Genomic DNA, 20977 nt, shown 5'->3' with positions numbered 1-20977 from the left:
AGCGCCGCTAGCTAACCCCAAGCCTCAAGAATCGCATTCAACTGCGAGTCGAGCCGCCAACCAGCCGACCTCCTCCTGACGTTCCACCACTGGGTCCTTCGTCGCTAATGCGCACTCGGACGACGCACTCCCGGCTAGTCATCCAAGATGGCCCAAAATCGCTCCCGCATCCTTGTGGATGAACACTCGACCTGGAACGTCGGAATTCAACAAGCGTCCGAGCGCGCTAGAATCGTCGATTCGCTCAAGGAACTGAACCAGCGGACTTAAGACATCTCGCCCAAGAATAGATTCAAACTCTATTTCATCCATCCACACCGCACCTTCATCTAATATGTCTAGCGCAGTTGAATCGATAGCCTTGATGGCCTCGATCCTAAACCGGATCATGCACTTCGATTCAGGTATCCAGGCATCCGAAACCGTCTCGGCGGGCGAGAACCCCAAATTGATGTAGTAGGAAGAGTCAGCCCAGCCGGACTGCTGGAGATTCACAATCGAGTACAGATCTGATCGAACACGATGCCAGTTAGCAGCACCTTGCGCCATAAATCCAAGCGGCTTCACGGCGGTACCGATCAGCCTCACTAACAACTTCTTCCTCTTCATCAAACCTCTTGAGGGTCCGTGCTTGTGAGTCACGCCTCAACCACGCCTCTTCGATGCGGGCAGCAAACTCCGGACGGTCGTAGGTGGACTGTCCGGAGTCCATTGACTATCACCTCAATCGCCGTGGCAACCCTCCCGGAGCACGCGAGTCATCCTGCCTGACTCCCTGCCCACAGCAGCTCACATTCCACATCCCTGCAAGCACTCCACATCGACGGCCTAGATTCTATCTCTGCCGCCTGAGTTCGAAGTCGAATTCAATTGCATCAAATTCTGCTCCTCCCAGCCCATCACTACAGGAAACGCGATAGAAGTTATAATCTCGCGGTTCACAGATTAGCCCTGCACTGCCCAGCCATGCTGCGCGCTCGCCAAATTTGCCACGCCAGCAATTCCAGATCCGCAACCCTGACCCTGCCACTCCCGTGATTCCGAACTCAATCTCCGAAGGAGCCGTGTCCATCCAGAACACAAACCCTGAATGACGAATGTCATTTATTTCCAGCGTTCCACCATTCTTCATTTCGAGGCAGATTCCTTGGACAGGCTCGCGCTTAAAACCACGTACCGAAACCGTCCCGACTGCTTCGCCTTCGCCAACCGGAACTTCATACGACATCCGCACGGTCTGGCCATCGACCTCGATAGGCGCCCCCTTCGACGCGCGGAATAATTCATCCAGGCGGGCTTTCTCTTCACTCATCAGTCACCGCTCGCAAGGTGGCGAAATGGATCAATTAGCGCATGCTCGTCGGGCCAACGCGGGGTGAGCAGCAATCCACCTTCTCGATCCGGGATCGGTTCATGACTCAACTCCATTGACTCCATCTTCCCATCGTCCCTCATACGCTGCGGTGCTGATCCGCGCTGCATGCGAGTGACGTTGTCGGCGCCCCATTGATCAGCCGCAGCCGGCTCAGCAGCCTCGTTCTTCCAGAATCTCTTGCGCATGGTTGACAACGCCGGCGCACCTCCGTTCCTACCTGGAAGGGAGTAGTCGGCACCGAGCCGCCAGCACGACGCATTGTGGACTAGGACCGGCGCACCACCCGCGAGTACATAGTACGTATGCAGGTCACTAATAGTGAGATTATGAACCCGAGCCGTGGCGTCGCGGCGTGTCACTGCGGTAACGCGGCTGCGAACGCCAGGCAGGTAGGGCTGAAGGACATCACCAACGGCGAGTTCGGTCGCATTCACCCAGCGATGTTTGGACGCAAGGTAGAACGGGTGACGATCCGTCGCGACGATGCTGGCTGTCTCGAGGGTGCCGCCAGGCTTGCTGCTCGTCACCGCAATGTCAACTAGGTGCTTGGAGCCCCGGCCGACGATCGTTGCAACGACTGGTTCAGTGGCGGTCTTGCCCGTATCTGGGTCTGTCGCCTTGACCTTATCGCCCAATTTCAGTTGCTCAATCGGCTTACTGGTCCCGTCTGCCAGGAGAACCTTCGTTCCTGGGACGAAGGAGTTGACGGGGCAGGAACTTGAACCGGCCTTCAGTAGGTCCTTTATGCCGCCGATGGCCTTGCCGGCTAGGTCCTTGAGTTTGCCTACTAGCTCTATGCCCTTCTTCCACTTCCAGGGGGAGCCGTATTTGGCGAGGATCTTGCCGGCTATGCCTCCAGCGAAGGAGGCCAAGATGGTGACGCCGGTGGCTACACAGGAGCCGATGTCGCCGTTGGTGAAGCAGTTGAGGGCGTCGGTGATGCCAAGTTCGTCGGCGACGATCTTCACCAGGTCCTTGATGACTCGCTTGATTCGTTCCTTGGCCTCGCGGACCGCCTCGGAGTGAGCGGTGATCTTCGAATCGATGTCAGCTTCGGTCTCGTTGGTGATCTCGTCACCGCTGTAACCCTTGTAAGAAATCCAGGTGCTGCCGGTCTTCTTCTTCTGGGACTGCTTCTGCGCGACAACTGATGTGCCGCGGGTCTCAGAAGCCCCGTCCCCGCCCTTGCTGCCCTTGCTGCCGAGGAACATCATGCCGTCGGGGTCGCTGAAGGTGGCCGGGTTGCTGTTCGAGTAGGCGTATGCGTTCAGGGTCTGCGGGTCTGCGATGTCGACCTTCGGATCGACGGAAATGAACTTGCCTAGCTTCGGGTCGTACTCCCGAGCACCCAGATGCGTCAGACCGGTCGAGTTGTCCAACTTCCCGTCGACGAAGCCTCGTGCGTCTGATTTCCAGTTTGCGTCTTCTCCGCGTGGAACACCGAAGGGGTCCATCCAGCGGCGGACCAACTGATCGGTCTGGACGTCTACGCTAACGGTCGCCGTCCCCTGCGGGTCGGCAATTAGGGACGTCACTTGTGTTGAACTCGTCCGCATGGCGACGGTTGCGCCGTTGAACTGGTAGTAGCGCGTTGACGTGACCGAGTCTGTGGCCTTGTCCAGCCGGATCTCGGTTTGGCCGAGGTACAGGGTCGCACCGGTTGGGTCGTGCTTGATCAGCCGTTCGCCCTCGGCGTCGTACACGAAGTCGGTCTTACCGCCTGGTCCGGTCACAGATTGCAAGCGTCCCTCGGCGTCCCAGCCGAAGGTGTCCGTGTCGCCGGACACAGTCCGCGTCGACATATTGCCCGACGCGTCGTAGCCGTAGGTGTCCGCAGACGTTCCTGCCGGACCACTTGAGCTGACACCCGTCACCGCGTGCGGGTGCGGCGCTGTCCCTGCCGGATAGGCATAGGTCGTCGTGGTGTTGCCTACAGCCGCGTAGTTGGTGACCTTCGAGCGGTTGCCTGACTTCCAGTACTCGTAGCTCTGCCAGTAGGGATAGGTCGTACCCATCGTCGCCGTAGTCGGAGCAGTTGAGCAGGATGCGTTCGACGTCGTACGAGCCTGCGTCATGCGCCGTAGATAGTCGTAGTCGAAGCACTGACGGTCGACGCTCGCGCCCTGCATCTGCGAGTGCGCAAGTGCGGTGACGTTGCCGGCTGCGTCATAGGTGTAGTTGAAGGTGTCGTCGGTTGTCGCCTGGCTCTCTCTGTCGACCTTCATGGTCGTCAGCCGCCGAGTTCCAGGCTCGTAGGTGAAGCCCTGGAAGGTCGACTTGTGGCCAAGGACATCTCCCATGGTGTATCGGGTCGGATCGCCATATGACGAGTACTGAGCGCCGACCACGTACGAGGACCAACCGCCGACTGCCTGCAGGTTGCCGGCCGGGTCATAGATGGTTCGAACGGTCTCCTGGGGAAGCCCCGGTGCGGATGGCATTTCGACATTCGCGACACTGCCGTCGGGGTTGTACGCGGTCTTGGAGGAGTAGGTACCTACCAGCTTGCCTTCAGAAGCTGGGATTGTGATCTGGGTGCCGGTCGGGCGATTCAGGTCGTCATAGCCGGTGATCGCCGACTCATAGCTGTGGCCGTCGATCACGCGTGTCGACGAAGTCAGCAACCCCTTGCCGAGCGTGTCGTACTTCCACGAAGTGAGTACCGGGCCACCCGCAGAGCCGCTGTGAACGGCAGTCTTACGGTCGAGGACGTCGTAGTCGTAGAACAGCGACTGGTTGCGGGCGTCCTTGCTGGATACCAGACGGTCGGCGTCGTCGTACGTCGAGGTCGTGGTGCCCTTGTCCGGATCGCTTGCCGAGATCTGTCGGCCGCGAAGGTCGTAGGTGTAGCTCCAGACGCTGTTGCCCGCGTTCTTCATTGTGTCGAGCTGGTCGTCGGGCGTGTACGTGTAGGTGGTGCTGTCGTAGGCGCCGGTCGCGTTGGCACCCTGGTATTGACGGAGCTCAGTCGTGTTTCCCCGGATGTCGCTGAAGGTCATCGTGGGAGTTGCGCCGGCAGGCGGATCCACCGCAACGTAGTTCCCTCCGTACGAGGTGAGGGTGCGCCAACGTTCGGCGCCCTCGGTCTTGAACACCGCGGTCGTGACTCGGTTGACACCATCCACGGTGTAGAGAGTCTCTGCGGGCAGGTTCTGTTCCAGGACGTCGTACACCTTGTTGGTGGGTGCTGTGGTCGCCTCGTAAAAGGGACCACCTTCGCTAGCTACGACGCCCCGGCTCCCGTACTTGGTGTCGGTGATAAGGCGCCCGGTGCCGTTTGCGCCTGGCGTCTGCACCTGCCGCTGACGGAGGAATCCATCAAGAAGCGCCAAGGTGGTCTTGTAGGCCCCGTTCGGCTTCAGCTCCTGAGTGGTCACCACGTTCGGTTGACCAGCGGTATTCGACAAGAGGTAGGAGAAGCTCACCGACGCGGCGCCTGACGTGGGACGGTCAGCCAGCCAGACGCCCGTCAGTCGGCCGGAAGGGTCATAGGCCAGATTGGTCTGCTTGCCATTGGCGTCGACCTCGAGCTTCGGCGATCCCCAGGCAGGCTCAAGAGTCGAGGTACTGACGTTGCCCGCAGCATCCTTGGTCTTTGTTTGGGTAACTGGGCCACCGATCGCCGGAACGAATTCGACACTGCTCGTCAGCCGATCGAGGCCGTCATAGGTCTCGGTAGTGCGCCCCAGCGTGTCGTAGGCCATTCTGGCTCGCTGCTTGTAGACCGGCCCGCCGTTCCACCCCGTCATCGACTCGACCTTGGTAACCAAGCCCGCGGTCGGCTCGGCAGCCACATCAGTGTGCTTGTCGTAGTAGGTGCGTTCGTCAGAAATCACCTGCGTCGGCCGGCTTGGCGTGCTGTCGCAACTGACCGAGACCTTTTCCTCGCGACTGACGGTACTGATGATCGCAACATCAGAATCCAGATTTCGAACGTAGGTATACCGCGTACAGCGGTCGTCGTCGCCTCGACTGACATCGCCTATGTCGCTAACGGCCGTTGGCATGCCGTAGGCATCGAAGTCGGTGTCAACGCCGGCCACTCTGTACGAGCCGTCAGCCAGTCGCGTGCGGATCCGGGTGTACGAGGTATTGAGAAGCGTTGCGGTGTGCCCGTCGCCGATTCCGCTCTGCTTCAGCCACGGAGTATTGATGGTGCCGGTTACCTCGGCACCGCCGGAGCCGTTGTAGGTGATCTCCTCACGTACGTACCCGTTAAGGCGATCGAAGTCGGCGTAAGAGGTTCCTGCGGAGTCGACGACGTTGACTGTCTTGGTACCGCCCGCAGCGGACGCGCGATCCCCGTGCATGCCGCGGAAGTACAAGGTTCTTGCGGACGTCTCTAACCCGACCGGTCCGGTTTGTTCATAAACCGTTCCGTAACCACGCCAATCGCCCCAGGTCCTGAATTTTGGCTGCGTAAGTTCATTGTCGTCATAGTGCCACGCCCCGCCACCCGAATAGGTGTACGTCGTGACCTTATCGGGTGCGTCAGTGATCAGGTCGTCTTCGACAAGTTGTGTGGCGACATATTTGTGGAACCAATGCAATGTTGGCGTAGCTCCACCCTCGGAGGTCCAGTAGGCCGGAAAGCAGCGCCGAGTGTTCGTCGCCGGATCAGCGTCCTTGACCGCAGTGTAGGTGCATTCAGCTCCAGAGTAATTCACCGAGACCTGAGCACCGGACTCAGTCTTCACGCTCGAGAGCCGGTACTTGTACATCGGGAAGCCGTTTTGGAGGAACCCGGCGACCCGGTTCGCCAACGCCACCCCAACGAGGGTGACTGGCGGGTCTGTGTACTGTCCGCCGACCATTCCTTTGTGCTGGATTGTGCTCAGCCACAACGACGGCGCTGTACCGTCACCGGTGGGCGGGAAGGACTGGGTGAACGCCCAGCTATCGACTGTCCGAGGAGCGCCATCGGGCGTCAGCACCTGGGTGTAGAGCGTGTACAGCCTCTTGCGTGTGAAGAAGGATGGCGATGTTTGGTTCGGGCAAGTGGTTGCGGAGGCACAGATCTGGTCGAAGGGCACGTCCGGCCAACTCGACGCTGTCGACGCAGTCAGTTGCTCAGGAGCGCACGTGATCGTGCCGCTCGGCAGGCATCTCTCGGTCGGACCGAAGATGACCCTGGCCGGCGGTACCCCCGTGTCAGCTCCGACCCGTTCGCCGTACTCGATGGAGCTCAGGTACGACGCACGCTCATAGGTGGAGATACCCGTGTTGTTGTTCCGCCCGTAGTTATTGGTTTCCTTGACGTACCGGTAGGTCATGACGTTGCCGGATCGGTCGACCACGCGGTCGATATTCCAGCGCCAGGCCTGCTGACAGTACGACGACGCGAACCCGCCGGAGTTCGGAGCCTTGTAGCAAGGTTCACCCGCGTGGTTGCCGAAGACCGGAACGGTATTGACGGAGTTGGTGGGCGTCGTCCCGTTGGCCGGCGGATTGAGACCGAAGTAGTACTTCGTGCCGTCCGCTGTGGTCAATATCCAGTACTCACCTCTCCCATCACCCTTCCCGTCAACGATGAGATCGCCGCCGTCAGCATTGGCAGCGCCTGTCTTGTGCTCGATCTGGGAGCCGTCGTCCTTGCGAAGCTTCCACTTGTTCTGCGTGTCGTCCCAGAGGAGTTCACTCGAGTGACTGCCCAACGACAGCGTCGCGTTGTTCGACTTCCAGCACAGATCGCCGGTCTTGGTCGTGTTGTTCGAGTTGGCGTCCATGTCATCCGCACATGACACGTATTTACGCTCGACGAAGCCGGCTTCGAGCGATTGCCCCTGCCCCAACCACGACGGCTGGTTGTTGGTCGACGCGGTCTGACCGTCGGCAGAGCCTGATGAGTACCCGATCGACAACTCGGGGCGCGGCCCAGCCGTTCCGGGTGGCATCCGGAACGGATAGCTCCAGGTGAAGTCGCCGGTCTGCTTGCCAACATTCCACGTCGACGCGGCAGCCAGCGTGGAGGCAGCATAGGAGCCATAGGCACCCGACGGAGCCGCCAGCAACGCGAACGCAGAAACCCCCTGAGCTACTGGTACGTCTGCCGTGAAGGTACCTGCCTTGCCGTCGTTCACACCGTTCGGTACGGCGGTGGATTGCTCGCAGGTCTTGTCGCTAGAGCAATGAAGTTGGACCAGGCGAAGACGGCTCCCCCAGTCGCCTCCGAATGCGTACCTGAACGAGGAGTAGTCGACCTTCACACGGAGGCGGCCGGACGATGCCACGCCGTCGGTGCGAGCTACTCGGAGAGCGAGTCCCTTGACACCGAGCTCTTGCGTCCGCTGCTGATCGAACACTTCCACCCGTACAGCCGAGGGAGCATCAGAGACCTTCGCCTTCGCGGACGCCGGAGCCGGAGCCACGAATACAGGCGAGCTGCCGACACGTTGTGGAGATACCGGGATTGGGTTGGCAGCGGCTGACTTGCTGGCCGATCCCAGCACGATCGTCGAGTCCGCTGCTCCGGGCCAGATCGCCTGCGGTGTCGGCTTCTGGGCGTCCACCGCCGTTGGGTCTGGGCGTTTGACCGATGCCACCTGCAGATCGTGGCCGACAACAGACTTGTCTTCTTGCGCCGCAGGCGCCGGCCGGCTGTAGGCCTTCGCCTCAGCCTGCGGCACATAGGAGGCAACGCCCGCCAGGAGGCTGACGCTGAGGACGGTGACCAGGATGGACCTGAACCTTCGCATATGTACGCTCCGTGATTTGGCGTCGTGTGTCATTGCTGGCCGCCGCCCAATGCGAGGGCTTGGATTGAGTCGTCGCCGATGAGCCCGTTGTAGACGTTGACGTCGTCGACGAGGCCACGGAACCAGTAGTTGACCGCACTGTTGTCGATACCCAGCCCCGTCCGGAATGGGCCGGTTCCGTCCACGACAGAGGTCTTCACCGGAATCTTCGTTGCCACCGCCGTTCCAGCAACAACCTTCTGCCGCAGAATGCCGTCGACGTAGATCTGCAGGTCCCTCGTTGATCTATCGAAAACTCCAACCACATGGGCCCAATCGCCAGCTTTGTAGTTAACGAAGTCGGTCTCCGTCGTTACAGGTCCGTTGCTGGTGGAGACGGTGAAGTTCCACTTGACCCAGCGATCCGCCTGATCCTCCGGTTCCGAACCGTCTCTTCCTGTCCAGGTCATCTCGCTCGTGCCGAGTGCGAAACTGCTCCGGCCGGGGTGATCTTCGCTGACGATGACTTGGCGGTTGCTCTTGATATCCAACTTGACCCGCGCAGCAACGGTGAAACTCTGGCTGGTGTCAATGATGTTGGAGGCGGCCGTCGCCGTCGTGTCACCGCTGGTCTGAAGTCCGTGAAGACTAATGGAGCGATCGCCTTCTGAGACTCCTCGATCGCCTTCATCCCAGCTAGCCTGCGGACTTAGGTTCATCCCGTGATTGCTACCGCTCTTATCCACGGTAGACAAACCCGTTCCCTCATCCATGAGCCATTTCCCGATCGGGTCGACACCTTTGACGATGATGACCTTCGTCTCCTGAGCACTTTGGTTTCCTGCCTGGTCGTAGCTCCAGGCACTGACAGCCCAGGTTCCGAAGGCCAGAGGTACGGTCGTGAAGGTAGGGGATGTCAGCGACAGCGAGACTGGCCCTGGGGCGTCATCGTTGATTGCGTAGCCGTACCTGGTGAGATCCGTTCCGCCGTTCGGGCCAACCCTGATGGTGATTGGCTGGTTCAACAGATGTGGTTCTGCTGTCTCCACGGTGATTGTCGGTGCGGGCGGTTTGGTGGTGTCGACGTAGAAGAGACAGCCAGTCGACCATGGCGAGGTCGCTATACCGTCATGGGCCCGCGCCCGCCAAACATAGGTCGTGTTCGACCAGAGCGGTTGCACCGCCACAGCCTCGGGTGGCGGTTCGAAGTAGATGCCTGAACCGCCTGCCTTGGCTGCAGTGGTGTAAGTGAAGAATGGGGATTGGTCGACTGCTCGACGCATCTCGAAATCGGCCCAGACATGCTGACCGCCACCGGTATCCGGATCCACAATAGAAATCACTGGAATCGGCGTGTTGTCGCCGATCACGGGGTCGCTCGCGCTTGTAGTCACACATGCCGTATTGGGATCCCTGGTATGGGGATTGACGACCGTCGGAGGATAGTTATAGGTGACAGATAGTTTGACGTCGTATTGGAATCGCTTCCAAGCCGTCTCATCCGTTTCGCTGGATGCCCGCATTCCCAGGTAAACCGTCGAACCGTGGGCACTGACTACCTCGCTGACCGCTGATGGAACAGCGAACGGCACCCAAGTGCCTCCTGGGTCACAGCCCTCACGACCGTGGGCCGCAGTGGCATAACTCAGCTTCTGCTTCCAGAGCGCTGAGCCCGAGCCGTTGCTCCAAGTCGTCGCATCAGTGAACCTTCCGACCTTCCAGACCTCGACGACCTTCGGGGTACAGGAGGCGGACCAAGTCTCGAACGCGCTGAAGACGGCGGACTGGACATCGGCACCGGCAATCTGGCCGACGCTGAAGCCGAAGAGCAGGCGCTTACGGCTCCACGGCTCGTAGGACTGGTATCCGACGCCCTCATCTCCGCCCCAGCCCCAACTTGAGGTTGTCGGGTAGTGCTCGTTGATCATCGAGCGAGCGACCCTGGCACCGAGGAACGGGGGATCGACATGCAAGGGATAGACCGTCTCGGGGTCGTCGATCAGCGAACGAACTGGCGTAACTGTCAAGCTGTCCTGTGTCACAGCCACGGGCATAGCCGCCACGCTGTCGCCTTCGAGGGGCTCTTCCGCGCGATCGGCTGTCGGCGGCTGGTCGGCAGCGTCTCCGCTGGAGTCCCACATTGCGGGCTTAGGCGCCGAGAACACAGTCTCGCCAAGGTGGTCGACAGCCTCGACGGTTCCGCCGGCCGTACGACGCATTTGCAAGCCTGGCGCTTCTAGGCCCAACTCGACCTGCTGTAATTCCGGCTGTAGAGCGGCTTGCCGACTATGAACGATAAGGACCTCGGAGAAGGACTCCTTGGTGACATTGATCCGCAGATCGACTCCGGGATACACCGCGGCGTACGTCAGATTGTCACTACCAACAGTTGGCGTCGGCAATGCCGTCGGCCAGGTCAGCTTCAGCTTGCGGCCGTCCGAGTCGAGGACGACCAGAGGACCACTACCGCCGGAGGAAAATGCCATGTCCATTGTGGTTGCTTTCGGCCTGACCATTCCATCGGCGCCGCGCGCCAAGGTCGGATCGAGATCAATCCACTGATTGTTCTTCTTCGTGCGGACCGGAACCGCCGACTGCTCGAGCGTGAAGGTTCCGTTCGGATTCGCAAAGGTTTGTGAATCCTCCGTCCGCTTTTGCAGCACCTCGACCGGCTGGCCGGTATCGGCCGCGCGCTGAAGGGCGGACCGATTGTCGATGGCGTTCGGCACAGCAGCCGCATGAGTGCCGCCTACCGGCTCCACCGCCAGCAAGCCGAACACACCCGCCGCCAGCGCGCATGTCACCGCCACTGCGCGGCGCGTACCTGTTCCCGTGAAATTGGACAGACTCCACCGATACATCGGCCCCACTGCTCCTAGACTCGCCCCCGAGCCCGTTGATGCGCTACGGAGCCTAACGATCGCTAGCCGTTGCCAACAGCGACAACCCATACAGTTCGACCCATACAGTTTGCCGTTTTGTACCGGTCGACCGTGACCTAGGTCACATCACGGCTCGTCGCTCATCCGGATCGCTGAATCCGATCCGGGCGAGCAGCCGAGTCAGGCGCGGACGGTGACCGAGTTGCTGACGGCGCGCCCGGATGCATACCCGGTGCGAGCGCAGGTGACTGCGGCGTACAGGCTGCGGCTGGCTCGGGCAGAGGTTAGGGCCAGGGTCGACTTCGTCGCTCCGGCGACGGCAACGCCGCCGGAGTACCACTGGTAGGTGTAGGAGGTGCAGGTTGGCGACCAGGTGCCGGTGGAAACCGTCATGGTGTGGTTCACCTGAGGAGTGCCGCTCAGGGCCGGAGCCTTGGTCGCCTTGGGTGCGGCGCCCAGGACGGTGAAGGCCTTCGCCAAAGTCACCGATGCTCCGGCAAAGGACGTCACAGAAACATCCCGTACGCCGAGTGCTGCGCCCGCGAGGTTGAAGGCGTAGATCGAGGTTGTCCGGTCGGCCGACACCGAGCGCATCGTGCCCGTGATCGCCGGCTTGCCCGCCACCGTCAACCGGACCACATCGCGCGGATGCAAAGCGGTCCCCTTGAGAGTCACGCTCACGGTCGTTCCCACAACACCGGTCGTCGGCGTCACGCTCGTGACACCGAACACGGCTCCACCGCAGAGCGGCTGTGCGCAGGTGGTGCTGAGCCTGTACTTCAGGGTGCTGATCTGCTGCTGCTCGGGCAGGCTCACCAAGAGCATCTGGGTCTGAGTGGCGTCCGTCATGTTGTTGCACTGGAACGCACCATCGCCGGAGCCGTAGTCCTGACACATCGGGAAGCCGCCCCAAGACGTGACCAGGTAGGGCAACGGCCCGTTAGCGACCTGGTTCACCACGTAGCCCTGCATGGATTCGTACCTGCCCAGCGGGAAGACCACACAAGCCGTGTTCTTCGCAGTCGTCAGATCGCCGGTCAACGGACCGACGCCGTACGCCGACGAAGCCCGCACACACTCTGCTGCGGGTACTCCGTCCTTGACGATCCGAGGCGCCTCAAGCGTGTAGGCACCAGGTACGCCGAGGGTCGCGTCGTTGTAGACCACCACCTGGTACGCCGCGGAGCCGGTCGCGTCGCAGCGGCCTTCGCGAGCGGTCCCGCAGACGGTCTGCCCGGTCGCCCCGTAGGCCAGGGCCCGGACGCTCCCGTGCGCATCCCGCGTGTTGATCAAGAATCGATCGGCGGCCACTCCGATGACCCGGTAGCAGCGCAGAGTCGAGTTGTCGGGCAACGTTCCGCTAGCGGCCGTCGCCCCGATGGTGGTCGAAGTGATCGCGGCGCATCCCTTGGCAGCCGAGGAAACATCTCGCCTCGTCAGCCGGAAACCAGCCGTGGTCGCATCGCCGGTCAGGAAGACGGTATAGCTCTTCCCCGCCGTGAAGACGCAGCCATCGAACGAACCGCTGGTCGCGTCGATGTGGCAGGGTGTCACGCCCTCGCTGTCGACGACCTTGAGCTTTGCCTGGCCTGTCGCACCGGTACGGGCGAGCTGCACCACCTCACCGGCCGAGTGGCTTCCGGCCGGAATCGTGTAGCAGGCAGTGAATCGATCAGGACTCAACGCGGCAGTTACTCCCCCGGGGATCGTGAAGTCGCCTTGCGGAAGTATCTGGCAGCCTGCGCTGTCGATCCGCGCGATGGTCAACCGGTAGGGCGCGGCATTCGTGTAGGGGTTGTCGCCGAAGATCGCCCGGAACGGGCCGGTCCCGGTGAGCTTGCAGGGCCAGGCGCCCTGTGAATCCCAGTAACAGATCTGATTGCCCAGGGCATCGAGCACGAATCCGTTGGTCTGGGTCGGAGCCGCCGGCTCAGTGATGATCACCGCGGCACCCACAGCTGAGGCGAGTGTCAGGCAGTCGTACTGCCCCGCCGGCAGAGCCGTGCCGCTGACCGCCTTGGAGGTGTCCGTCCCCTGAGTCACACAGCCGTTCGTGGAGGTGAGGGGGAAGATCGCGACAGGCTGAGCGGTAGATGCCACCAGGTTGTATTTGCCCGCAGCCTTGAGCTCGCACCTCGTCCCCTGCTCGCACACGCGCAGACCGTCCTCGCCGAACAGACCCAGCACCTCGAGGCTGCCGACCGGATCCACCACATAGGTGCCAGGTGTATCGACGGTCAACTGACGACAACGACTACCGTCCGGCGACGTGGGCGCGGGGCTGCCGAACTTGCTCAGTACTACGGGGGAGCAGCCGATCGGATTCGACAGTCTGCCGATCTCCAACTGGTATTCGTTCGGCTCTGCTGACTGATCGATCGCCGACAACACGCGGAACGGACCGATGCCATCGACAACGCAACCGTCCACTTCGAGAACCGTCGGGCAGGTCGCGGCACCGTGGCCATCGACGACCATCGTCGAGGCGATGTCGCCGTAGACACGGCTCGGCGAACGGACCAGGATCCGGTCCCCCGCCCTGGCCTGGATCGGCTGGCAGTCGAGCTGCACGACCGACGACCTGGTCTTCTCCAGCAATGGCAGATCCCAGCTGGTGCCAACCTCCGAAGCGCATCCACGAGAGTCACCGAGGTCGATCACCGACAGCTTGTAATCGATGGCAGATCCGGTATTCGTCAGGACGATCGTGTGAGTGCCCGCGACCGGCACGGTGCAGATCTGCTGTGGGTCGTCACAGATTCGCTGACCGGCCTCGTCATAGACAGCGGCCCGGACGTAGCTGCCGAAGACAGCCCCGGGATAAAGCCTCAGTGAATGTGGGCCGGCCGAGAGACCTACCGACCGGCAACCGGTGGCGTTCGACGGCAGGTCACCGGTCGCGACCGCGTTGCCTGGCGCACCGAAGGGTGCAACGGCGAGCGTCGGACAACCGGTGTCACCGGTCAGGCGGGCAAGCCTGAGAGTGTAGGAGGTTCCGCCGCTGCTGGTCATCAGGACGAATACCCGGTAGGGCCCAGGACCCGACATGGTGCAGGAGGTCTCGTCGTACCGCGACTTGCAGACCTCGTTGCCGGAAGCGTCGTAGATTGCCGAGATCCAGACCCCGCGGCCGATCTGGAGTACATCGCCTGACACTGCGGAGAACTGGTAGCAATCCGCGACGACGTCTCCCGGCAGGTCGCCGGCTCGGCCGGGAGACTCTGCCGACAGGTCCGCGACGTCCAGTTGCGTACACGACGAGGAGCGAACAGACGCCACCGAGAGCTCGTAAGCGCCCGAGAGATAGGTGGATTCAACCGTCAGGGTGTAGGCACCGGCCACCGCCACGTCACATTCGACGGGCTCATAGTCGGCGCCGACCAGGCATTCCGAACCGTCCGGGCCGGTCAGGCGTCCGTCGATCCGAGCCTCGCCGGTAGCCGTCAGACGGAGCAGGATCCGGTCGTGGGCGACGGTGGCGGGGAGCGTGTAGGTGTGCTTCTCGTTCTCGTCGATGGTGACGCACGACGTCACGGCGTACCAGCTCAGCGCACCACCGCAGGCAGCCGTCGTCTTCGTCGAAAGCTTCTTGGGCGCCTGCTTGCCGGGAGCCTTCGTCGACGGCACCTTGGTCGACGGCGCACTCGTCGGTACTGCGGTCGTCGGTGGCGCGACGGTCGGCGCCGGTGTCGTCCAAGGCGCTGCGTCAGCGACCGGCGGCGGCGTCGGTGTGGCGGCTGTGGCGGTGGCGGTCAGGAGCTGACCGGACAACGCCACGGCGAGTAGGGCGATCGCGGCTGCACGAACAGCGCGTCGGGGCATGCGGCGGCGCACGCCGAACTTGGCGGTCATAGGTCCTCCCCAGAATGCTCACCCCGAGCAGCCGGAGCGTAACAAGGTGCAGGGGCCACCAATACCAAATTGCATGTTGTCGCAACCTGCCCGCCCGGGAACTGATACCGGGCGGGCAGGGCGGGCCATGAAATTTGCAGCTTGTTGCAACGGGGTGGCGCCGGGCCCCTCAGACCGGCGCCACCCCGAAGAGTGGTGGTCAGGTGGTGATGTCTCGGTGGCGGAAGGTGTAGAAGGCGGCTAGGAGGAGGGCTGCGGCTATGGCGGTTAGGGCTAGGACGGGGGTGAGGGTGAAGTCGCCGCCGGGGAGGCGGGGGGTGTGGGCGTAGGGGGAGATGTCCATGAGGGGTTGGGGGAAGTTGAAGAGGGACCCGAACTGGCCTAGGAGGAGGAAGGCGCCGAAGAGGGCCCAGCTGGCGGTGACCAGGTGGGGGAAGGAGCCGAAGAGGATCACTACCAGGGCTGTGACCAGCCAGATGGCGGGGAGTTGGACTGCTGCTGCCGCCAGCATGCGTGGGAGTTGGTGGCCCATGTTGCCGAGGGAGGCGCCGCTGGAGATGCCGGAGCCCAGGCCGCCGAGCAGGACGAGGGTGGCGGTGCCGAACAGGGCGACGATCACGTGGCTCGCGAGCCAGCGGGATCGGGTGATTCCTGTTGCCAGCAAGGGTTCTGCGCGGAGGGCCGTCTCTTCGGAGCGCAGGCGCAGCGCAGCCTGGATGCCGTAGGCGGAGGCGAGCAGGCCGAGCATCCCCATCTCGGTGGAGAGGAAGGCGTCGGTGATGCCGTTCACGCCGCCGAGCTTTTCGACCATTTCCTTAGCACTGGAAGAAGTCACGAACCCGTCCACGTTGCTCGCGATGTTGCCGACGACGACGCCGAGCAGCAAGAAGGCGAACGCCCAGCCGTACAAGGCTCCTCGCTGCAACCGCCAGGCCAGCGCCAACGGGGAACGCAGCGACGGCGCTCCTGTGGCAGGGCCCGGACGAGGTCGCACCAGGCCGGCGCCGACATCACGCCGTCGTACCAGGGCGAAAGCCGCGGCGACGAGCAGCGCCATCAGCGCGAGGGGAGCCAGTACTACGAGCCAGCGATCCCCGGCGTACGGGCGGATCTGTTGTGACCATCCGATCGGCGAGAACCACGAGAGCCACTGCTGACCGGAGTCGCCTACACCCCTTAGTACATAGCTAATTCCAAGTACTACGGCGGTCAGGCCGTTCGCCGTACGGGCGCCCTCGCTGAGCTGGGCGGTCACTGCACCGACCCCGGCGAAGGCGAGACCGGCGCTGGCCCAGGTGAGGCCGAAAGCGAACGAACCGGCAGCAGGCAGGTCCGTCCCGATCAGGCTCAGGGCAGTCAGCAGGCCGATCACGATGACAGTGCCCGCCGAGACAATCAAGGCAGACGTCAGTGCGGCGTACCGGCCCAAAACCCCTGCACTGAGCAACTCCAGCCTGCCCGACTCCTCCTCAGTGCGGGTGTGCCGGACGACCAACATCGCAGCCAGCAAGGCAACCAGCATTGCCCCGAAGGACGTCAGCTTGAACAGCGACAATGCACCCAACGAGGTGGTGTCGAAGATCCGGCCGTAGAGGAAGACGAGCGCCGCCGAAGAGTTCGAGGTGTTGGCCGCGGAGACCCGCTCGGCGACGTCCGGGTAGAGGTCGATCGATGCCTTGGCCGATCCGGCCGCCATCGAGACGAACACGATGATCCAGATCGGCAACAGCACCCGGTCCCGCCGGAGCGCGAGGCGTACCAATGTCGACGTACCAGCGAATTCGTTCATCGCACGGCCGCCAGAGGCTCAGCGGTGTCTTCCTCGTAGTGCCGCAGGAAGAGCTCTTCCAGCGTCGGCGGCTGCGCTACCAGGCTCTTGATGCCGGCTTCGGCCAGCTCTTTCATCAAGCCTTCCAACAAGGCGGTGTCGACCTCACACCGCACTCTGCTGCCTTCGACATCGAGTCCGTGTACGCCGGGCAGCCGGTCGAGTCCGACCGGAGCCGAAGAGAGCTCAGCCTGGATCGAGGTGCGGGTCAGATGCCTGAGCTGCGCCAGCGTGCCGGATTCGACCACCTTGCCGCGGCGGATGATGCTGACCCGGTCGCAGAGCGCCTCGACCTCGGACAGGATGTGCGACGACAGCAGCACGGTCCGGTCGCGGTGGCGCTCCTCCTCGATGCACTGGCGGAAAACTTCTTCCATCAACGGGTCGAGGCCCGACGTGGGCTCGTCCAAGATGAGCAGTTCGACGTCCGAGGCGAGCGCCGCGACCAGGGCGACCTTCTGCCGATTGCCCTTGGAATAAGTCCTGCCCTTCTTGGTCGGGTCCAGGTCGAACCGCTGCAGCAGGTCGTCGCGCTTCTTCGGATCGAGCCCGCCGCGCAGCCGGCCGAGCAGGTCGATCACCTCACCGCCGGTCAGGTTCGGCCAGAGGTTGACGTCACCCGGGACGTAGGCGAGCCGCTTGTGCAGCGTCGCCGCATCGCGCCACGGGTCGCCGCCGAGCAGCGACACGTCGCCCTGATCGCCTTTGAGCAGGCCGAGGAGGACTCTGATGGTGGTGGACTTCCCCGCTCCGTTCGGGCCGAGGAATCCATGCACCTCGCCGGTCGCGACGTCGAGGTCGAGACCGTCGAGGGCGTGTGTACTCCCGTAGGACTTGTGCAGTCCGGAGACGACGATGGCTGATGTCATACTTCAGAAGGTACACTTCATTCAGAAGTTTGTGAATGTTCCTAACACGTCTCTCACAGGTCAGGTTTTTCGGTCACCGAAAGGAGATGATGGGGCGGTGAGCGCACAACGAGACGACGAAGCGGCCCAGCGGTACGCCGAGCAGTTCGGCAACCTGCTGGCCGAGACGGGCTGGCCCCGGATGGCGGCCCGCGTGTTCGCCGCCATCCTGGGCAGCGAGCCGGGCCGGATGACGGCGGCCGAGCTGTCCGAGCAGCTGCAGGCGAGCCCGGCCGCGATCTCCGGAGCCGTCCGCTACCTCGAGCAGATGCGGCTGGCCAGCCGCGAGCGCGACCCGGGCAGCCGCCGCGACGTGTACGTGGTCCAGGACGACTTCTGGTACCAGAGCATGATGCGGCAAGACCGCTTCCTGACCCGCTGGGAAGACAGCGTGCGGCTGATGATCGAGGCGGCCGGCGAGGGTACCGACACGGATCGCCGGCTCCGCGGGACGCTGGGCTTCCTCAAGTTCATCCAGGAGGAGGTCGACGGTCTCAGCGACCGCTGGATCAAGCGCAAGGCAGAGATCGACGCCGAACTCGACGCGCAATACAGCAACAAGTAAAGGCCCGGGATCCAGAAAAGATCCCAGGCCCCCAGTACTACGTACTCGCGCAGCCAGTACTACGTACTTCGTTCTAGCGGAGCGCGCCGCCCGCGACGGTGTCCATCACCTACCATCGTTCAGAGCTCATAGACGGTGAAGATCGTGCAATAGACAGGTGGTGATTCAAGGCCTGGGTAGTAGAGCCGGCCTTCCTCGTCGGTGACCTTGAAATAAGCCGTGGAGGCTCCGACCTGCGACGGCGCCTGCAACGTCATCCGTACCGTCACCACCTCACCCGGCACGGCGTCCGGCAACCTGGTGTGCGCCGGCGACCGCATCCAGCCGGGCGTCCCGGCGGCGCCCTGCCGGGTCAGCCAGCGATCGTGCCATGGCCGTTCGCCGCTGTTCCGGATCTCCCAGCTCTTCTCGAACTCCTGGTCCCGGCAGACCCGGGTGCCGTCCGGCACGGTCTCCCCCACCAACTCGGCCCGATCCTCCGGATGGTGATCGGCCGGAACCGATCCACCGAGCAGCATCGGATGCAGCACGGATCCGCGCCGCCGCATGTCCCGTAGCGACATGTCCTTGCCGGCCCGGACCGCCTCATCCAGTTCCATCGACTGGTTCACCAGCGCCTGGCCGGCGCCGAACGATTCGTCGTACCACTCGATCAGTTCCCGACTTGGTTTGGTGTGCCCGCGCTCGACCCGGGACAGGTGGCCCTTGTCCCAGCCGGACAGGGTCGCGGCCCGGGTCAGCGGGACGCCGGCCGCCTCCCGGAGTTCCCGCATGCGACTGCCGATCACGGAGCGAGCCTGCGCTGGCCTCACGGTCTTCTCCCCAGTGTCACTCGTTCACAGAGACTACTCGGTTGTCCGTTATTCGTTTTCGTTGCCCACTGCGACAACACGGTGACCCTTTGATTCTCTGGAACCAGCGCCGGATCGCCAAGCCCCGCCCCGAACTCCGGCCTGATCGAAGGGATCTGATCATGCGGACCGCTCTCCTCAAGACCTTCGCGCGCATCACCAGCACCGCCCTCGTCGGCGGCGTCGCCGCGGTCGGTGCCGTCACCCTGCCCGCCCACGCCGCCACCGGCACGGTCGTCACCGACAGCGGTACCGGGGTCGCCATCCGGTCCGGCAACGCCACCACGTTCGGCTCGGTCGGCAACCAGCCGAACGGCGCGGTCGAGATCGACTGCCAGACCTACGGCGAACCGGTGACCGGGAAGTTCGGTCGCAGTCTGGTCTGGGACCACATCCCCGGCAAGGGCTTCATCACCGACGCCTACGTGAACACCGGAAGCACCGGCCTGATCGCACCGTTGTGCAGCAGCAACCCGCGCGCCGACCAGGCGATCGCCTGGTACGCCGCGCGTAGCGGCTCCACGGCGTACCAGGGCTACTGCGAGAAAGCCGCCGAGAACTCCTACGGCAAGGACCTCGTCTGGGGTTCGGCCAAGATCGACTGGAACGACGCCGTCTCCCGCGGCATGGCGCACCCCGGTGACCTCAACCCGCCGAAGGGCGCCCTGGTCTTCTGGGATCTCGCCGCGCCGTACGGGCATGTCGGAGTCGCCAAGGGTGACGGCACCTTCTGGGCCACCAGCGTCAGCGGCGCGATCGGCACCCGCTCCCTCCCCTACTTCAACAGCTACCTCGGCTGGGCCTGGCCCAACTTCTAGACCGTCCGCCGGACCCCAGGCACGGGGGCCCGACGGACCAGGACCCGGTCGCAACCGCCCCTCCAGCGACCGGGTCCTCGCGTCCCGTCAGCGAGGCACCTTGAACGCCAGCTTCATCGCCTACGGACACTAGGCTTGTTTCAAGACGAGATTTCGTCCGTACGGCGTGAAGTCGAGCTTCTGCGCGATGCTGCTTCGCCCACCACAGCGTGAGGTTGCTGGCAGCAACTACCTGGCCGTCCTGCTCGATCGGAACACCGCTCGGGTTTCTCGGCGAAACCTGGTTCCTATTGTCCTCACCAAGTCGTAGACGGCCGGGTAGGTCGAGCGCCGGCTGCGTCTCAGGGCGCATCCGCTGCCTCCATGCGATCGAGCCAGTCGGACACCAAGGCTTGATATAAGCCATGGTTCACGACCGGCAGGTCATGGTCAGCGAGATCCAGTACTGCGTACGTCGCGCGCGGGTAGTCGTCGAGAAGGGCCCAAGCGTCGGCGTAGCCCGTCATGACGTCCTGCCGGCCGGTGACGATCAGGGTCGGCGCTTCCAGTCGCACTCGGAGGTCACCACTCAGGCCGTACTTCGTGACGTCGCTCTGGATCGCGCTGAGGAACTCGAGATCCGCCTGCTGCTCGGCCGGGTCGTAGTACTTCGCCTGCTTCTGCTCACTCGCTTCCTGGAACTGGGGGCCCAGGTCCTGGTACTCCGGCAGTCGGCGCGCCGCGCGATCCACCACCACACCAGGCACGCGCAGCAGCATCCCCATGATCCGAGCAGGGTCTCGGCGAACCAACCCACGAGCATGCAACCCACCGGCCGAAGTACCCACCACCGCAAACCGGCCCGACCCAACCGCGAGATCGCCGGACCCGACCGCGAGATGGTCCGGCTCCACCGCGAGGTAGTCGGGCTCGAGCCTGGACTGCGCCGACCCGATCCCGGAGCGAGCTGGCCCGACTACTTTGTCGATCGCGCGGGCTATCACGTCGAGCATTCCGTCCTGGTCTTCGATCCACGGGCGTGACGGTGTGTTCCCGGTTCCGGGCGGGTCGAGGTAGATCCGGCGCCACCCCTCTCGCCCCGCGAACACCGGCTCGTGAACGTCCCGGCCTTCGCCGTTCGCATTCCCCCAGCCGGGCAGGAAGACGATCGGCCGCCCCTCGCCGAAGGACTCGTAGTACACCGGCAAGCCGTCCACATCACTGATCACCCAGCCGACGCTACCG

At 63.2% G+C, this 20977-nt stretch carries 11 protein-coding genes; 2 read left to right on the top strand and 9 right to left on the bottom strand.

The window, feature by feature from the left end:
- Window positions 1–138: 138 nt before the first annotated feature.
- The 7 genes from ABZ004_RS38300 to ABZ004_RS38270 all read right to left on the bottom strand — a co-directional run bounded on the left by ABZ004_RS38300 (window position 139) and on the right by ABZ004_RS38270 (window position 17480).
- Window positions 139–609: a DUF4304 domain-containing protein gene (locus tag ABZ004_RS38300; RefSeq protein WP_355686877.1), complete on the bottom strand. Its 471-nt coding sequence runs from the start codon at window positions 607–609 to the stop codon at window positions 139–141.
- Between the two features lie 226 nt (window positions 610–835).
- Window positions 836–1312: a hypothetical protein gene (locus tag ABZ004_RS38295; protein ID WP_355686875.1), complete on the bottom strand. Its 477-nt coding sequence runs from the start codon at window positions 1310–1312 to the stop codon at window positions 836–838.
- Entirely contained in the window at window positions 1312–8070 is a 6759-nt protein-coding gene (locus ABZ004_RS38290; protein ID WP_355686874.1) for a polymorphic toxin-type HINT domain-containing protein, read from the bottom strand. Before ABZ004_RS38290 ends, ABZ004_RS38295 begins: the two co-directional genes overlap by 1 nt.
- 29 nt (window positions 8071–8099) lie before the next feature.
- Window positions 8100–10910, bottom strand: a complete 2811-nt coding sequence (locus ABZ004_RS38285) for a LamG-like jellyroll fold domain-containing protein (RefSeq protein ID WP_355686872.1) — start codon at window positions 10908–10910, stop codon at window positions 8100–8102.
- A 201-nt stretch (window positions 10911–11111) separates the two neighbouring features.
- Window positions 11112–14783 (bottom strand): hypothetical protein, encoded by a 3672-nt coding sequence (locus ABZ004_RS38280; RefSeq protein WP_355686871.1) that lies wholly within the window; start codon window positions 14781–14783, stop codon window positions 11112–11114.
- 199 nt (window positions 14784–14982) lie between these two features.
- The gene (locus ABZ004_RS38275) at window positions 14983–16572 is read right to left on the bottom strand and encodes an ABC transporter permease (RefSeq protein WP_355686869.1); all 1590 of its coding nucleotides are present in this window, start codon (window positions 16570–16572) and stop codon (window positions 14983–14985) included.
- The gene (locus ABZ004_RS38270) at window positions 16569–17480 is read right to left on the bottom strand and encodes an ABC transporter ATP-binding protein (protein WP_355686867.1); all 912 of its coding nucleotides are present in this window, start codon (window positions 17478–17480) and stop codon (window positions 16569–16571) included. Before ABZ004_RS38270 ends, ABZ004_RS38275 begins: the two co-directional genes overlap by 4 nt.
- 97 nt (window positions 17481–17577) lie before the next feature.
- Here ABZ004_RS38270 and ABZ004_RS38265 point away from each other — a divergent pair, with 97 nt between their 5' ends.
- Window positions 17578–18084, top strand: coding sequence for a MarR family transcriptional regulator (locus ABZ004_RS38265; RefSeq protein ID WP_355686865.1), 507 nt, complete (start codon window positions 17578–17580; stop codon window positions 18082–18084).
- Window positions 18085–18203: 119 nt separating this feature from the next.
- Here the strand turns inward: ABZ004_RS38265 and ABZ004_RS38260 are convergent, their stop codons facing one another.
- On the bottom strand, window positions 18204–18872 hold the full coding sequence (locus ABZ004_RS38260) for an NBR1-Ig-like domain-containing protein (protein WP_355686863.1): 669 nt from the start codon (window positions 18870–18872) through the stop codon (window positions 18204–18206).
- Between the two features lie 185 nt (window positions 18873–19057).
- Between ABZ004_RS38260 and ABZ004_RS38255 the strand changes: the two genes are divergently transcribed.
- Window positions 19058–19753: a CHAP domain-containing protein gene (locus ABZ004_RS38255; protein ID WP_355686861.1), complete on the top strand. Its 696-nt coding sequence runs from the start codon at window positions 19058–19060 to the stop codon at window positions 19751–19753.
- Between the two features lie 341 nt (window positions 19754–20094).
- On the opposite strand, the gene ABZ004_RS38250 is transcribed toward ABZ004_RS38255, so the two are convergent.
- Window positions 20095–20961 carry an alpha/beta hydrolase gene (locus tag ABZ004_RS38250; RefSeq protein WP_355686859.1) on the bottom strand — a complete coding sequence of 289 codons (867 nt, stop codon included), beginning with the start codon at window positions 20959–20961 and terminating at the stop codon, window positions 20095–20097.
- Window positions 20962–20977 lie beyond the last annotated feature (16 nt).

Source organism: Kribbella sp. NPDC006257 (assembly GCF_040613535.1).
Taxonomy (GTDB): domain Bacteria; phylum Actinomycetota; class Actinomycetes; order Propionibacteriales; family Kribbellaceae; genus Kribbella.
This window is presented reverse-complemented; position numbering and strand designations above follow the sequence as displayed.

What these genes read in the sequence shown, in the direction of transcription:
- ABZ004_RS38295 (WP_355686875.1), bottom strand. Translation starts at nt 1,312, where the DNA reads ATGAGTGAAGAGAAAGCCCGCCTGGATGAATTATTCCGCGCGTCGAAG.
- ABZ004_RS38270 (WP_355686867.1), bottom strand. Translation starts at nt 17,480, where the DNA reads ATGACATCAGCCATCGTCGTCTCCGGACTGCACAAGTCCTACGGGAGT.
- ABZ004_RS38290 (WP_355686874.1), bottom strand. Translation starts at nt 8,070, where the DNA reads ATGCGAAGGTTCAGGTCCATCCTGGTCACCGTCCTCAGCGTCAGCCTC.
- ABZ004_RS38280 (WP_355686871.1), bottom strand. Translation starts at nt 14,783, where the DNA reads ATGACCGCCAAGTTCGGCGTGCGCCGCCGCATGCCCCGACGCGCTGTT.
- ABZ004_RS38300 (WP_355686877.1), bottom strand. Translation starts at nt 609, where the DNA reads ATGAAGAGGAAGAAGTTGTTAGTGAGGCTGATCGGTACCGCCGTGAAG.
- ABZ004_RS38255 (WP_355686861.1), top strand. Translation starts at nt 19,058, where the DNA reads ATGCGGACCGCTCTCCTCAAGACCTTCGCGCGCATCACCAGCACCGCC.
- ABZ004_RS38275 (WP_355686869.1), bottom strand. Translation starts at nt 16,572, where the DNA reads ATGAACGAATTCGCTGGTACGTCGACATTGGTACGCCTCGCGCTCCGG.
- ABZ004_RS38285 (WP_355686872.1), bottom strand. Translation starts at nt 10,910, where the DNA reads ATGTATCGGTGGAGTCTGTCCAATTTCACGGGAACAGGTACGCGCCGC.